Origin of the sequence: Pseudomonas sp. Leaf15 (genome assembly GCF_001421425.1) — a bacterium.
Lineage (GTDB): Bacteria > Pseudomonadota > Gammaproteobacteria > Pseudomonadales > Pseudomonadaceae > Aquipseudomonas > Aquipseudomonas salomonii.
The window spans coordinates 458,494-473,088 of sequence record NZ_LMKI01000033.1 but is presented as its reverse complement, the minus strand read 5'-3'; the positions used below and the strand labels follow the sequence as shown (position 1 = coordinate 473,088).

Sequence of the window (14,595 nt, the reverse complement as noted above, 5' to 3'; positions counted from 1 at the left end):
TTCTACAGCGTTACACGCTGCTGTCAACACCTCTTTTTCAACTTCCTTCTGGCTTCGATGAACTGAAGCAACCTGCTGCCGAAAACTTCGTAACTCTTTGTTTACCAAGGAGTTTTACGTTTCGACTGCGCCGGAAGTGCGGCGAATTATAGACTTCTAGAATCCGTCGTCAACACTTAATTTAGCTTATCTATCAATAAGTTAGAATTGATCAAAAAACAACCAAACCGAGCTCGTTGATCAATCTACCTATATAGAAGAGCAACTTCAGATAACGCCCGCAGCCTTCAGAGCAGCCACATTCGCCGAATCCAACCCCAACACCCCCTGCAACACCTGCACCGTATGCTCGCCCAATAGAGGAGGCGCATTACGGTATTCCACCGGCGTTTTGGACAACCGCATCGGACTGGCGACCTGAGGCACCATCCCCGCCAATGCATGCGGCAATGCCATCGCCAACCCACGCGCCTTGACCTGCGGGTCGGCAAACACCTGCGCCAGATCATTGATCGGCCCACACGGCACGCCTACTTGCTCCAACTGTGACACCCACTCAGCCGTCGTCTTGAACACTGTGGCCTGGCGGATCAGCGGAATCAGCTCCGCACGGTTGGCCACCCGCACCTTATTAGTGGCGAAACGCGGGTCATCCGCCCACTGCGGCTGCCCGGCCACCTCAGCAAACTTGCGAAACTGTCCGTCATTGCCCACCGTCAGGATGAAGTCGCCATCAGCCGTGGGAAAGTCCTGATAAGGCACGATATTAGGGTGAGCATTGCCAAGGCGCTTGGGCGCGACACCCGTCGTCAGGTAATTCATCGCCTGATTGGCCAGACACGCCACCTGTACATCCAGCAACGCCATATCAATATGCTGACCACCGCCGTCATGATCCCGGTGAGCCAGCGCCGCCAGGATCGCCACGGTCGAGTACAGCCCGGTCAGGATATCCGTCAACGCCACGCCTACCTTTACCGGCCCAGCCCCCTCATCACCTTCGGGCCGACCGGTCAGGCTCATAAGCCCACCCAGCCCCTGGATCATAAAGTCGTAGCCTGCACGCGTCGCATAAGGCCCCGTCTGGCCGAAACCCGTGATCGAGCAATAGATCAACTCTGGATTGATCTCCTTGAGCGATTCATAGTCCAGCCCATAAGCCGCCAGACCACCCACCTTGAAGTTCTCGATCAGGATGTCGGACTTGGCCGCGAGGTCGCGCACCAGCTTCTGACCCTCCGGACGCGTGAAGTCGATGGTCACCGATTCCTTGTTACGGTTGGCTGACAGGTAATACGCCGCCTCACTGGTATTCTCGCCATAGGCGTCTTTAAGGAAGGGCGGCCCCCACGCCCGCGTATCATCGCCATTGCCCGGTCGCTCAACCTTGATCACCTCAGCCCCAAGGTCTGCAAGGATCTGCCCGGACCACGGGCCCGCCAACACTCGTGACAAATCCAGTACCCGAAGATGTGAAAGCGCGCCCATGCCGTTCTCCTATTAATAGAACGCTTGAAGACCGGTCTGCGCGCGCCCAAGAATCAAGGCGTGTACGTCATGGGTGCCCTCGTAGGTATTGACCACCTCCAGGTTGACCAGGTGACGCGCCACCCCGAACTCATCCGAGATACCGTTACCGCCCAACATGTCCCGCGCCATACGCGCGATATCCAGGGACTTGCCACACGAGTTACGCTTCATGATCGACGTGATCTCAACCGCCGCCGTTCCTTCATCCTTCATGCGCCCCAAACGCAGGCAGCCTTGCAAGGCCAGGGTGATTTCGGTCTGCATGTCCGCCAGCTTCTTCTGGATCAGTTGGGTCGCCGCCAAAGGTCGCCCGAACTGCTGACGGTCCAGGGTGTATTGGCGAGCGGTGTGCCAGCAAAACTCGGCAGCCCCCAGCGCCCCCCAGGAAATGCCATAGCGTGCCGAGTTAAGACAAGTGAAAGGCCCCTTCAGGCCGCGCACGTCCGGGAAGATGTTCTCCTCGGGCACAAACACGTTATCCATGACGATCTCACCGGTAATCGAAGCCCGCAGGCCGACCTTGCCGTGAATCGCCGGAGCGCTCAGCCCCTTCCAACCCTTCTCCAGGACAAAACCGCGGATATCGCCCGCATCGTCCTTGCCCCACACCACAAACACATCGGCGATCGGGCTGTTTGTGATCCACATCTTGGCGCCGGTCAGGCTGTAGCCGCCATCGACCTTACGTGCACGGGTAATCATCGCGCCCGGGTCAGAGCCGTGGTTAGGCTCGGTCAGGCCGAAACAACCAATCCATTCACCCGATGCCAGCTTTGGCAGGTACTTCTGCTTTTGCGCTTCGGTGCCAAATTCGTTGATCGGCACCATCACCAGTGACGACTGCACACTCATCATCGAGCGATAACCGGAGTCGACACGCTCCACCTCACGGGCAATCAGCCCGTAGCTGACGTAGTTCAGGCCACTGCCGCCGTACTGCTCAGGGATCATCGCGCCCAGCAGGCCGGTTTCACCCATCTCGCGAAAAATCGCAGGGTCGGTGTTTTCATGGCGAAAGGCTTCGAGCACACGTGGCGCCAGCTTGTCCCGGGCGAATTGCTCAGCACTGTCGCGCACCATGCGCTCTTCTTCGGTGAGCTGTTGATCCAGCAACAGTGGATCGATCCAGTTGAAGCTTGCCTTGCCAGCCATGAATAAGTCCTCGGGGAAGAAAACAGAAGTCGTGGATGCAGCCTAGGCCGGGCAACCGCAGAGGGCAAACGACGTTTACGCATAGGGTTGTGCTAATTTCTCACTTCGTAATGAGCGAAAAGCGCGCAAATGCGCTTTATGAGTGAGTACAACGTACATGCGCAGAAAAATTCCCAGCACCACCGCCCTGGTCAGTTTTGAAGCCGCGGCCCGCCACGAGAGCTTTACCAAGGCGGCACACGAGCTTTCACTCACCCAAGGCGCCATCTGTCGACAGATCGCCAGCCTTGAGGAGTTTTTGAGTGTCGAGCTATTTCGACGCTCCCGGCGGGGCGTCAAACTGACGGAAGCGGGGCTGTCGTATAGCCGTCGCGTTGCTATGCAACTGGACGCCGTAGAGCGCGATACCTTGTCGGTCATGGGGCAGCAAGGCGCGAATGTCATCGAGCTGGCAGTGGTGCCAACGTTCGGCACCCAATGGCTGATCCCACGGCTCAAGGACTTCCAGCAGCAACACCCGGAAGTCACGGTCAACCTCACCAACCGCACGCGCCCTTTTTTGTTTGCCGACACCGAGTTCGACGCCGCCGTCTACTTTGGTGATGCCGATTGGTCAGGCACCGAATCCCACCGGCTGATGGGCGAAAACCCCGTTCCCGTGTGCAGTCCGCGTTTACTGGGCAGTCGTGCACACTTCAGCCCGGAAGAAATCGCCCAACTGCCGCTGCTGCAACAAACCACTCGGCCGTACGCCTGGCGCCAGTGGTTCAACGCGCAACAACTGAACATACCTCGCGACATGACAGGCCCTCGTTACGAGCTATTCTCGATGTTGTCGCAAGCGGCCATGCATGACATGGGCATTGCACTGATTCCGCCCTTCCTTATCCAGCGCGAGCTGGAAGAGCAGCATCTGGTGATCGCGAGCACCGAAGCGTTGAGCAGTACAAAGGCTTACTACCTGATGATTCCCGAGAGAAAAGTGGAATCTGCGTCGCTGCACGCTTTTAGAGACTGGCTTATCGACCAATCACAGCGCTACAACCCCAGTATTTAAAGGACCAGGTCATTTTGTTGACCTTGTAGTCAGATAAATTAGGATCCTACAGATATAACTATATGTCGTGTTTTGAAAGACTGTACCTCTCAGCGTCAAAATGAGCTTAACGCCATGACCAATAAGGCTTGTAGCGACAATCACCTGCCAATGCCCGACCATTCACGCCGAAGATAGGAAAACCGTCTATAACTCTCTACAGCCCTTTAAACACCTGTATTTAAAGAGGTTATTTTGTCCTGTTGCGACAATCAGTCACAGGGTGACTTGTAGTTAATTTTTCGTCACCCGTCATAATCCCTTGAAGGCCGTAAAGTTCGCCTGCAAAATGCCGCGCCCCGCTGTCATTTCAGCGGGATCGTGCTGATCGGCCGCCCCAGCTGCGCCCCTCACGGTGCACTGGCCTTTTTACAAAAAGATCAAAAGCAAAAAGATCATGCAGGAGATTTGACGTGCACATTGGTGTTCCTCTCGAAACCCAGACCGGTGAAACGCGGGTGGCTGCCACCCCGGAAACCATCAAGAAGCTGATCGGCCAGGGCCATAAGGTCACTGTACAAAGCGGCGCAGGCATTACCGCCAGCATCGTCGACAGTGCCTATGAAACGGCAGGCGCAACCATTGGCAGCGCCAGCGACGCGTTTGGCGCCGAGCTGATTCTCAAGGTGGTTGCCCCCAGCGACAGCGAACTGACGCTGATCAAAAGCGGCACCGTGTTGGTGGGCATGCTCAACCCGTTCAGCAACGAAACCATCGCCAAGCTGGCAGAGCGAGGCATAACCGCCTTCGCGCTCGAAGCTGCGCCACGCACCTCGCGAGCCCAAAGCCTCGACGTGCTGTCGTCACAGGCCAACATTGCCGGCTATAAAGCCGTATTGCTGGCAGCCCATCACTACCCACGCTTCATGCCGATGCTGATGACTGCCGCCGGCACCGTCAAAGCCGCGCGCGTGCTGATCCTCGGCGCGGGTGTCGCAGGCCTGCAAGCCATCGCCACGGCGAAACGTCTGGGTGTCGTGATCGAAGCGTCTGACGTGCGCCCTGCCGTAAAAGAGCAGATCGAGTCCCTCGGCGCCAAGTTCGTCGACGTGCCCTACGAAACCGATGAAGAGCGTGAATGCGCGGTCGGTGTCGGCGGTTACGCGCGCCCGATGCCATCGAGCTGGATGCAGCGCCAGGCCCTGGCCGTGCATGAACGCGCCAAACAAGCGGACATCGTCATCACCACTGCGCTGATCCCGGGCCGCAAAGCCCCGACCTTGCTCAGTGCCGAAACCGTCGCACAGATGAAGCCCGGTTCGGTGGTCATCGACCTCGCTGCCGCCCAAGGTGGCAACTGCCCGCTGACCGTCGCCGACCAGGTCGTCGTTGAAAACGGCGTGACCATTTGCGGCCCGACCAACCTGGCCGGAGCTGTGGCCGCGGATGCTTCTGCTTTATATGCGCGCAACCTGCTGGACTTCCTGAAGCTGGTCTTCACCAAGGAAGGGCAGTTTGAAATCAACCTCGAAGACGACATCGTCGCCGCGTGCCTGATGTGCCGCGACGGCCAAGTCATCCGCAAAAACGCCTAAGCAGGGATTCAGACGATGGAAGAGCTTATCTCCCCCGGTATCTACAACCTGATCATCTTTGTGCTGGCGATTTATGTCGGTTACCACGTGGTCTGGAACGTCACGCCCGCACTGCACACACCACTCATGGCGGTGACCAACGCCATCTCCGCAATCGTGATTGTCGGCGCCATGCTGGCCGCAGCCCTCACCGTGACCCCACTGGGCAAGACCATGGGCACCCTGGCCGTGGCCCTGGCGGCGGTTAACGTATTCGGCGGGTTCCTGGTCACGCGCAGGATGCTGGAGATGTTCAAGAAGAAAGCCCCGAAAGTAAAAGAAGAGGCGCCAAAGTAATGAGCATGAATTTGGTTACGACGCTCTACTTGATCGCGTCGATCTGTTTTATCCAGGCCCTTAAAGGCCTGTCACACCCAACCACATCGCGACGCGGCAACCTGTTCGGCATGCTCGGTATGGCGCTGGCGGTGCTGACCACTGTGGGCCTCATCTATAAACTCGGCGCTGAGCTTGCAACGGCCGGTATCGGTTACGTGATCGTCGGCCTGCTGATCGGCGGCACCGCCGGTTCGATCATGGCCAAGCGCGTAGAAATGACCAAGATGCCGGAGCTGGTTGCCTTCATGCACAGCATGATCGGCCTGGCGGCGGTGTTTATCGCGATTGCCGCGGTGGTCGAGCCGCAATCCCTGGGCATCGTCAAACACCTGGGCGACTCGATCCCTGCGGGCAACCGCCTGGAACTGTTCCTCGGCGCAGCCATTGGTGCAATTACCTTTTCCGGTTCGGTGATCGCGTTCGGCAAGCTTTCGGGCAAGTACAAGTTCCGCCTGTTCCAGGGCGCACCGGTACAGTTCGGTGGCCAGCACAAACTCAACCTGGTGCTCGGCCTGGCAACCCTGTGCCTGGGCCTGGCGTTCATGTTCACCGGCAACCTCACTGCGTTTGCGTTGATGCTGGCACTGGCTTTCGTGCTGGGCGTGCTGATCATCATCCCGATCGGCGGCGCCGACATGCCGGTGGTTGTTTCGATGCTCAACAGCTACTCCGGCTGGGCAGCGGCGGGCATTGGCTTCTCGCTGAACAACTCGATGCTGATCATCGCCGGCTCCCTGGTGGGCTCCAGCGGCGCGATTCTGTCGTACATCATGTGCAAGGCGATGAACCGCTCCTTCTTTAATGTACTGCTCGGTGGTTTCGGCAACACAGCAGATGCCGGCGCAGCAGCTGGCTCCAAAGAAGCACGCCCGGTGAAATCCGGTTCGGCGGACGACGCCACGTTCCTGCTGACCAACGCCGACACCGTGATCATCGTTCCAGGCTACGGCCTGGCAGTCGCTCGGGCGCAACACGCCCTTAAAGAGCTGACCGAGAAGCTGACCCACCGTGGCGTGACCGTGAAGTACGCGATCCACCCGGTAGCGGGCCGTATGCCTGGGCACATGAACGTGCTGCTGGCCGAGGCGGAAGTGCCTTACGACCAAGTGTTCGAAATGGAAGACATCAACTCCGAGTTCGGCCAGGCCGACGTGGTGCTGGTGTTGGGCGCCAACGACGTGGTCAACCCGGCCGCCAAGAACGACCCGAACTCACCGATTGCCGGTATGCCGATTCTTGAGGCGTTCAAGGCCAAGACCATCATCGTCAACAAGCGTTCGATGGCCAGCGGCTATGCCGGCTTGGATAACGAGTTGTTCTACCTGGACAAAACCATGATGGTCTTCGGTGATGCCAAGAAGGTCATCGAAGACATGGTCAAAGCCGTCGAATAACACTGCGCCAGCGCAATACCCGAAACCCTGGCCTCCAGTAGGCTGGGGTTTTTTTATCGTTCCCAAGCTCTGCGTGGGAATGCATCCGGGAATGCTCTGCGTTCCGCTTTGTACTCACGTGAAACCCGACCAAAGGCTCTAAATCGCTGCCTGGCATTCGACCATGGTAGCGGGCCGAATTTTTTTGAAATCACTACACTGCCCACCTTGCTTCCGTAGCCTGAGATAACAATTCATGTACCGTGATCGTATCCGCTTGCCTTCGTTGTTGAACAAGGTCATGAGCGCGGCAGACGCCGCCGCACTGATCGAGGACGGCATGACCGTCGGCATGAGCGGCTTCACCCGTGCCGGTGAAGCCAAGGCCGTCCCCCACGCCCTGGCCGAACGCGCCAAGACTTCGCCGCTGAAAATCACCCTGATGACCGGCGCCAGCCTGGGCAATGACCTGGACAAGCAACTGACCGAAGCCGGCGTGTTGTCGCGCCGCATGCCGTTTCAGGTCGACAGCACCCTGCGCAAGGCGATCAACGCCGGCCAAGTGATGTTTATCGACCAGCACCTGTCGGAAACCGTCGAGCAACTGCGCAACAACCAACTCAAGTTGCCGGACATCGCGGTGATCGAAGCCGTTGCGATCACCGAACAAGGACACATCGTGCCCACTACCTCTGTGGGCAACTCGGCCAGCTTCGCGATTTTCGCCAAACAAGTGATTGTTGAGATCAACCTGGCGCACAACCCGAACCTGGAAGGGCTGCACGACATCTATATCCCGACCTACCGGCCGACGCGCACACCGATCCCGTTGGTCAAAGTCGACGACCGCATCGGCAGCACCGCGATTCCGATCCCGCCGGAGAAGATCGTCGCCATCGTGATCACCAATCAGGCCGATTCCGCCTCAACCGTGACACCACCGGACGCCGACACCCAAGGCATCGCCAACCACCTGATCAACTTCCTCAAGCAGGAAGTCGACGCCGGTCGAATGACCAACAAGCTCGGCCCGCTGCAGGCCGGGATCGGTAACATCGCCAACGCGGTGATGTGCGGCCTGATCGAGTCGCCGTTCGAAGACCTGACCATGTATTCGGAAGTGTTGCAGGACTCGACCTTCGACCTGATCGACGCGGGCAAGCTGAGCTTTGCTTCGGGCAGCTCGATCACCTTGTCGGAGCGACGCAACGCTGACGTGTTCGGCAACCTGGAACACTACAAGGACAAGCTGGTACTGCGCCCTCAGGAAATCTCCAACCACCCTGAAGTGGTTCGGCGCCTGGGCATTATCGGTATCAACACTGCACTCGAGTTCGACATCTACGGCAACGTCAACTCCACCCATGTCTGCGGCACGCGGATGATGAACGGGATTGGCGGCTCCGGAGACTTCGCGCGTAACGCGCACCTGGCGATTTTCGTCACCAAGTCGATCGCCAAGGGCGGCGCAATTTCCAGCGTGGTGCCGATGGTCAGCCATGTGGACCATACCGAGCATGACGTGGATATCCTGGTGACCGAGGTTGGCCTCGCTGACCTGCGTGGCTTGGCACCTCGTGAGCGGGCACGGGTGATCATCGACAATTGCGTGCACCCGGCTTACCGCGATGCGTTGAACAGTTACTTCGAAGCTGCCTGTGCAATCGGAGGGCATACTCCGCACATCCTGCGCGAAGCACTGAGTTGGCACATTAACCTGGAAGAAACCGGGCACATGCTCAAGGCTTGATTGATACAGATCCGGGCTGATGCAAACACAGTTTGCTCAGCTAGGTGACCGCAGCCGCACTTTTTGAAAAAACTGTACTTCTGTACCGGTCATTTCCTACCGAATTATCCTACGCCCCATGTCGAAAATGCCTATTTCGCACCGAATAAGTGCAGACAGGTACAGTTGCCCCATTTCCGTACAGTACAGCCGCTATAAACAGTTAACTGGCCCCTCACAATACAGGTGAACTGTATCTAGAGAGTCTTGCGCCGGAGGAGGATCATTGGCATCAGTTAAACCACTACCTAATCCCGCCACAAGCGGAAGGATGTCATCATGGAACGTACACTCAGTTCCGATCTGTTCTTCGAAGAAAAAGCTGTAAACACCCAGGCTTCCATGCCTTTGCGCGTTCTCGCCAACCTGATGTTGTGGCAGCGCCGCATCTCCAGCCGCCACCAACTGGCTCGTCTGGATTCGCGTCTGCTGGCTGACGCCGGTATCAGCGAAGCTCAACGCTACGAAGAGCTGAGCAAGCCGTTCTGGCGCTAATTGGCGCCCGCTGGCCCTGACCCGCCGGGTCCACCGCCAGCACCCTGATTTAACAAAACAAAGCCCGCCCCGGGAAACCGGAGGCGGGCTTTGTTGTTTCCGGGTTTCAAACTTTACACGGCTAAAACAGACCCCAGAAATAAAGACCAGTACAGTTTAAATAGTATAACAATTCAACGGTACAATTTAACTTTGGTGTATCTGTATTGGTAAAAGCTGGCCGCCCAAGATGGTGTTCCAAGACTTCATGGAAGGCCGTCGTCATGAGCACACAAACCCCGCGCTACAAACAGTTGATCATTCTAATGGCTTGCGCTCTTGGCAGATGGGCGCGGCAGGCCCATGAGCGCCGCCAACTTGCGCAACTTGACCCACGTGAATTGGCCGATGCCGGCATCAGCCACGGCGACCGTACTGCCGAGCTGTCCAAGCCTTTCTGGCGCGACTAGACAGATAGAGGCTTTCCGAACAGATAAGCGGCAGCTTAAGATCCCGTTATTACGTGGCGAACCTTGTAGAACAGACGTCTGATGCTTAATCCGCAACAATGTCCGTTTCACAGTGGCCGCTTTGCGCCGCTTTATTTGATCTTCTACAGGAGTTATTCCATGTCCCGTCTTCGCCTGCTGAGTGCTGCCACCCTGTTGGCCCTGGCCGCCAACGCCAACGCGAGCAGCTTTATCGTGACCACCGACTCGATCGTTGGCGCGCTCAAAGCCACTTCCGACGCCAGCTCCGATGCCACGTCGTCCCTGCGTGATAACAAAGTCGTGCAAGCTGCCCGTGATGACGCCGCCAGCTTTGTCGCCAGCGAAGGCGCCATTCGTGGGGTGAAGCTGGAGAGCGCCCTGGCCCAGATTCGCCAACAGGCCCCACAACTGAACACCGCAACCGACGCTCAACTGGCCCAGGCAATTCTGGCCATCTGATGATCCGGTAGACGCCAGGGCACGCCAGCCGCTACCAAATGTGTCAGCGCTGGCTCTCGCCCGGGCGTTGCGCTAGCCTTGGCGCTCGCTTTCAGTTGTCGAGTCCCATGGCTTTTTCATACCGCCTGTTGATTGTTCCCGTGTTGGTTTCCGCCTGTTGGTCACCCTTGGCTTCGGCCTTTGACGTGTCCATCCAGAGCACCGTCATCAGTGCCTACGCCACCAGCAAGGTGACGTCTGCGCCCTTTGACAGAAAATTGGTACTGGCCGCCCAGGATGACGCTGCCGCTTTTATCGCCACTGACGGCCAATGGCGGGGAGCTCGTCTGGAATCTGCGCTGGAGTACCTGCGCCGAACCCAGCCAAAACTTCATGTCAGCGACCTTGAACTGGCGCAGGCAATTCTCGTCCAATAATCATCGTATATTTCTACCTTTGTATTTCGGAGTCATTCCATGCGTAGCCCGCTGATCGCTGCCGCTCTGGGCCTGCTGTTGTTGGCCGATGTCGCCCACGCGCAAACCCTGAAAGCCACCAGTAACATCATCGTGCGTGCTTCGGCGCGTACCATTGATTTCACTTCGGACACCACCACTTCCATCCGCGACTCCAAAATCGTGCGCGAAGCCCACGATGACGCTGCCAGCTTCGTCGCCTCCGACGGCGAAATCCGCGGTGCGCAGTTGGAAGCAGCCTTCGATACCCTGCGCACCCGCGTACCGGAAGCCCGCGACGCCAGTGACCAGACTCTCGCCGAAGCTATCCTCGCTCTGTGAGGCGCCTGTTCGCCTGGCTACTGGCCGGGACTGTGCTGCTCTGTGCAGGCGCAGCCCAGGCCAGCCTGCAACTGCGACTCAAGACCGATGGCTTGAGCCCGGCCGAACGGCAGGCCAGCCAGGCGTTGCTCGACGAAGCGATGCGCGCCCTGCCGCCGCGCTTTATCGAGCAGCTGGATCGACGTATTGATGTCGGCTGGACCGACAAGATGCCTGAAAACGCCTATGGCCAAGCCTCCCTGGTGTCCGAGCTGGACCTGAACCAGAACCTGCTCGCCAGCCTCACCGACGGCAGCGCCGCCACCCAAAAGACCAACCGCCCCCACGGCACTGTACGCCGCGAAATGCTCGCCACCGTGCTGCATGAGCTGACCCACATCTATGACCGTGCGCGCCTGTGGTCCACAGACGAGCGCCGCCTGATCCAGCGCTGCAGCCGCCAGAACAACATCACCGGCCTGATCGGCCTGCCCGATCAATGCCGTGGCCAGAACGACCGTCGTTTCACCTTGAGTGACGACCCGCGCCTGCTGGACATTGCCGGCTGGCCCCAATACGTGGGCCGTCGCGGCGAGCGCGAGCAACACAACCACCAGGTCGCCCGCAGCCCGGACATCTACGAAACCACCAGCCCGCTGGAGTTTGTGGCGGTCAACATGGAGTATTTCCTCCTCGACCCGAGCTACGCCTGCCGTCGCCCCGCGCTGTTTCGCTATTACAAGGAACACTTCGGCTGGGCACCGCCCGAACAAGACACCTGCGCCAAGACCTACGCGTTCCTGAACGCCGGCAATGACTTCGCCAAAACGCCGCTGGGCCAGATCGACCCGGAGCGCGTGTATGAAATCGACTACCTGTTGGCCGAAGCCAACCAGAACCTGGTGAGCCGCTGGGGCCACAGCATGTTGCGCCTGGTGATCTGCGCACCCGGCCGCCCGCGTGGCCCGGATTGCCGGTTGGACCTGGACCAGCACTTGGTGTTGTCTTACCGCGCTTTCGTCGGTGACGTACAGCTCTCGAGCTGGGATGGACTGGTGGGCAAGTATCCATCACGCTTGTTTGTGCTGCCGCTGGCGCAGGTGATCGACGAATACACCAAGACTGAACTGCGTGGCCTGGCCTCGGTGCCGCTCAAGCTCACCCGCCAGGAAATCAACGACACCGTCGAACATGCCGCCGAAATGCACTGGAGCTACGACGGTAATTACTTCTTCATCTCCAACAACTGCGCGGTGGAGAGCCTCAAGCTGTTACGCAGCGGCAGCGCCAACCCCCAATTGACCAGCCTGGACAACATCACCCCCAACGGCCTGCTCGAGGTGCTCAGCGCCCGCGGCCTGGCTGACACCAGCGTACTCAATGACAAGCGTGAAGCCTTGCGCCTGGGTTATCACTTCGACTCGTTCCGCGAGCGCTACCAGGCGATGTTCGACGTACTGCGCAAACATCTGCCGATCAAACAGACCCAAGTCGAAGACTGGCTTGCCCTAAGTGCCGCAGAACGCCGCCAGTGGTTCACCCAGGCCGACCTGCGCACCAGCGCCGCGCTGCTGCTGCTGGAACAAGCCAGCTATCGCAAGCAACTGATGCTGGCCCAGGACGAAGTCAAGCAACGCTACCTCAATGCCCGCGAGCTGAAAAACGGCGGCATGGAAAGAGCCAACAACACGCTGCAACAGATTCTCGCCAACAGCGGCTTCCTCAGCCGCCCGGCGGAATTGCTCGACAGCGGCGGCTACGGCCTGCCGCAACCTTCGGAAGCCAAACGCCTGGAATCGGAAAGTGCCGAACGCCAGAAGCAACTGCAATCGTTGACCGGCGATCTGGATAAAGAGGTGAGGGCGCTGCTCGACCCTGCACGCGCCGACGAGATTGCCGCCTGCGAAGCCAACCTCAAGCAGATGGGCGAGCACCTGCGGGCCTTGCACAAAGCCTCGGGCGGTTTGGAGCTGCCCTGAGTCACCTTAAAGAAAATTCCTACAAACCTTCCATCATCTGACTTACACAGCGAAAGCTGGCTGAAAGCTTCCCCGTCTAGGATCGCCCCCACTGCCGGCAACAGACCGGCTGTAAACAACAACAATGGTGATCCCTGATGTCCGCTACTACCCGCCTGTTCGCTCCAACTCCATTCGTACGCCACGTGCCTTTCGTACTGCGCTGACCCCAACCCGGTTCGCCATTCCCTAGCCGCGCTACGCCTGGAGTATTCCTATGCTGACTTTCCTTGGCTTCGCCATGGTCATCACGTTCATGTACCTGATCATGACCAAGCGCCTGTCCGCGCTGATTGCCTTGATCATTGTGCCGATCCTGTTCGCCCTGTTTGGCGGCTTTGCACCCGAGATCGGACCGATGATGCTTGCGGGCATCACCAAGCTTGCGCCGACCGGCGTGATGCTGATGTTCGCCATTCTCTACTTTGCCCTGATGATCGACTCCGGCCTGTTCGACCCGGCGGTGCGCAAGATCCTCAAGATGGTCAAGGGCGACCCCCTGAAAGTATCGGTCGGTACCGCCGTGCTGGCCCTGGTGGTGTCCCTGGACGGTGACGGCGCCACCACTTACATGATCTGCGTGGCCGCCATGCTGCCGCTGTACCAGCGCATCGGCATGAGCCCGCGGATCATGGCCGGCCTGATCATCCTCGCCGGCGGTGTGATGAACATGACGCCATGGGGTGGCCCGACTGCCCGCGCTGCGAGTGCTTTGCATGTGGACCCGTCGGACATCTTCGTACCGATGATCCCGGCCATGGCTGCCGGCGTCGTGGCGATCCTGGTGATTGCCTATATGTACGGCAAACGCGAACGTGCCCGCCTGGGTGAACTGCACCTGCAGGGCGATGAGATCGATCACAGCGAGATCAGCGTGTCGCAATTCCCTGACGCCCGTCGCCCCAAGTTGATCTGGTTCAACGGCGCACTGACCTTCGCACTGATGTGCACCCTGATTGCCGGCCTGTTGCCACTGCCGGTGCTGTTCATGGTGGCGTTCAGTATCGCGATGATCGTCAACTACCCGTGCCTGCAACAGCAGAAAGACCGCGTCGCCGCCCACGCCGGCAGCGTGCTGGCAGTCGTCGGGCTCATCTTCGCCGCGGGCATCTTCACCGGCATTCTGTCCGGTACCGGCATGGTTGATGCCATGTCCAAGAGCTTGCTGGCGGTTATCCCGGAAGCGCTGGGACCGTACCTCGCAGTGATCACCGCGCTGGTAAGCATGCCGTTTACCTTCTTCATGTCCAACGATGCGTTCTACTATGGCGTACTGCCCGTACTCGCCGAAGCCGCCAGCCATTACGGCATCACCGCCGTGGAAATGGCCCGCGCCTCGATCGTTGGCCAGCCCGTGCACCTGCTCAGCCCGCTGGTACCTTCGACTTACCTGCTGGTGGCCCTGGCCGGTATCGAGTTTGGCGATCACCAACGCTTTACCCTCAAGTGGGCAGTGCTGGTGTGCCTGTGCATAATGTTCGCCGCTTTGCTGATGGGGATTTTTCCGCTGTTCAGCACTCTATAATCGTAACGACCTGACCGCGC

14 protein-coding genes are annotated in these 14,595 nt (G+C 58.8%); 12 read left to right on the top strand and 2 right to left on the bottom strand.

Translation table 11 applies throughout. The features are described 5' to 3' along the window. Positions 1-267: 267 nt before the first annotated feature. Together ASE80_RS23645 and ASE80_RS23640 are read right to left on the bottom strand one after the other, a co-directional pair. Positions 268-1,488 (bottom strand): CaiB/BaiF CoA transferase family protein, encoded by a 1,221-nt coding sequence (locus ASE80_RS23645; protein ID WP_056861040.1) that lies wholly within the window; start codon positions 1,486-1,488, stop codon positions 268-270. 12 nt (positions 1,489-1,500) lie between these two features. Further along, positions 1,501-2,682 (bottom strand): acyl-CoA dehydrogenase, encoded by a 1,182-nt coding sequence (locus tag ASE80_RS23640; protein WP_056861039.1) that lies wholly within the window; start codon positions 2,680-2,682, stop codon positions 1,501-1,503. Between the two features lie 157 nt (positions 2,683-2,839). Between ASE80_RS23640 and ASE80_RS23635 the strand changes: the two genes are divergently transcribed. The 12 genes from ASE80_RS23635 (at position 2,840) to ASE80_RS23580 (ending at position 14,575) form a co-directional block, all read left to right on the top strand. Then, positions 2,840-3,739: a LysR family transcriptional regulator gene (locus ASE80_RS23635; protein WP_056861038.1), complete on the top strand. Its 900-nt coding sequence runs from the start codon at positions 2,840-2,842 to the stop codon at positions 3,737-3,739. Positions 3,740-4,191: 452 nt separating this feature from the next. Continuing rightward, on the top strand, positions 4,192-5,313 hold the full coding sequence (locus ASE80_RS23630; RefSeq protein WP_056861037.1) for a Re/Si-specific NAD(P)(+) transhydrogenase subunit alpha: 1,122 nt from the start codon (positions 4,192-4,194) through the stop codon (positions 5,311-5,313). Between the two features lie 15 nt (positions 5,314-5,328). After that, positions 5,329-5,649 (top strand): NAD(P) transhydrogenase subunit alpha, encoded by a 321-nt coding sequence (locus ASE80_RS23625; protein ID WP_003187417.1) that lies wholly within the window; start codon positions 5,329-5,331, stop codon positions 5,647-5,649. Beyond that, entirely contained in the window at positions 5,649-7,085 is a 1,437-nt protein-coding gene (locus ASE80_RS23620) for an NAD(P)(+) transhydrogenase (Re/Si-specific) subunit beta (protein ID WP_056861036.1), read from the top strand. Before ASE80_RS23625 ends, ASE80_RS23620 begins: the two co-directional genes overlap by 1 nt. Positions 7,086-7,320: 235 nt before the next feature. Then, entirely contained in the window at positions 7,321-8,814 is a 1,494-nt protein-coding gene (locus tag ASE80_RS23615; RefSeq protein ID WP_056861035.1) for an acetyl-CoA hydrolase/transferase family protein, read from the top strand. A 318-nt stretch (positions 8,815-9,132) separates the two neighbouring features. Next, positions 9,133-9,348, top strand: coding sequence for a DUF1127 domain-containing protein (locus ASE80_RS23610; protein ID WP_048721398.1), 216 nt, complete (start codon positions 9,133-9,135; stop codon positions 9,346-9,348). Between the two features lie 263 nt (positions 9,349-9,611). Then, the gene (locus ASE80_RS23605; RefSeq protein WP_056861034.1) at positions 9,612-9,797 is read left to right on the top strand and encodes a DUF1127 domain-containing protein; all 186 of its coding nucleotides are present in this window, start codon (positions 9,612-9,614) and stop codon (positions 9,795-9,797) included. A 159-nt stretch (positions 9,798-9,956) separates the two neighbouring features. Then, complete coding sequence (locus ASE80_RS23600; RefSeq protein WP_056861033.1) at positions 9,957-10,277, top strand: DUF2388 domain-containing protein; 321 nt, start codon at positions 9,957-9,959, stop codon at positions 10,275-10,277. Positions 10,278-10,384: 107 nt separating this feature from the next. Then, positions 10,385-10,693, top strand: coding sequence for a DUF2388 domain-containing protein (locus tag ASE80_RS23595; RefSeq protein WP_056861032.1), 309 nt, complete (start codon positions 10,385-10,387; stop codon positions 10,691-10,693). A 39-nt stretch (positions 10,694-10,732) separates the two neighbouring features. After that, on the top strand, positions 10,733-11,053 hold the full coding sequence (locus ASE80_RS23590) for a DUF2388 domain-containing protein (protein WP_056861031.1): 321 nt from the start codon (positions 10,733-10,735) through the stop codon (positions 11,051-11,053). Next, positions 11,050-13,011 (top strand): DUF7844 domain-containing protein, encoded by a 1,962-nt coding sequence (locus ASE80_RS23585; protein ID WP_056861030.1) that lies wholly within the window; start codon positions 11,050-11,052, stop codon positions 13,009-13,011. Before ASE80_RS23590 ends, ASE80_RS23585 begins: the two co-directional genes overlap by 4 nt. Positions 13,012-13,267: 256 nt before the next feature. After that, entirely contained in the window at positions 13,268-14,575 is a 1,308-nt protein-coding gene (locus ASE80_RS23580; RefSeq protein WP_056861029.1) for a CitMHS family transporter, read from the top strand. The last annotated feature ends 20 nt before the right edge of the window (positions 14,576-14,595 follow it).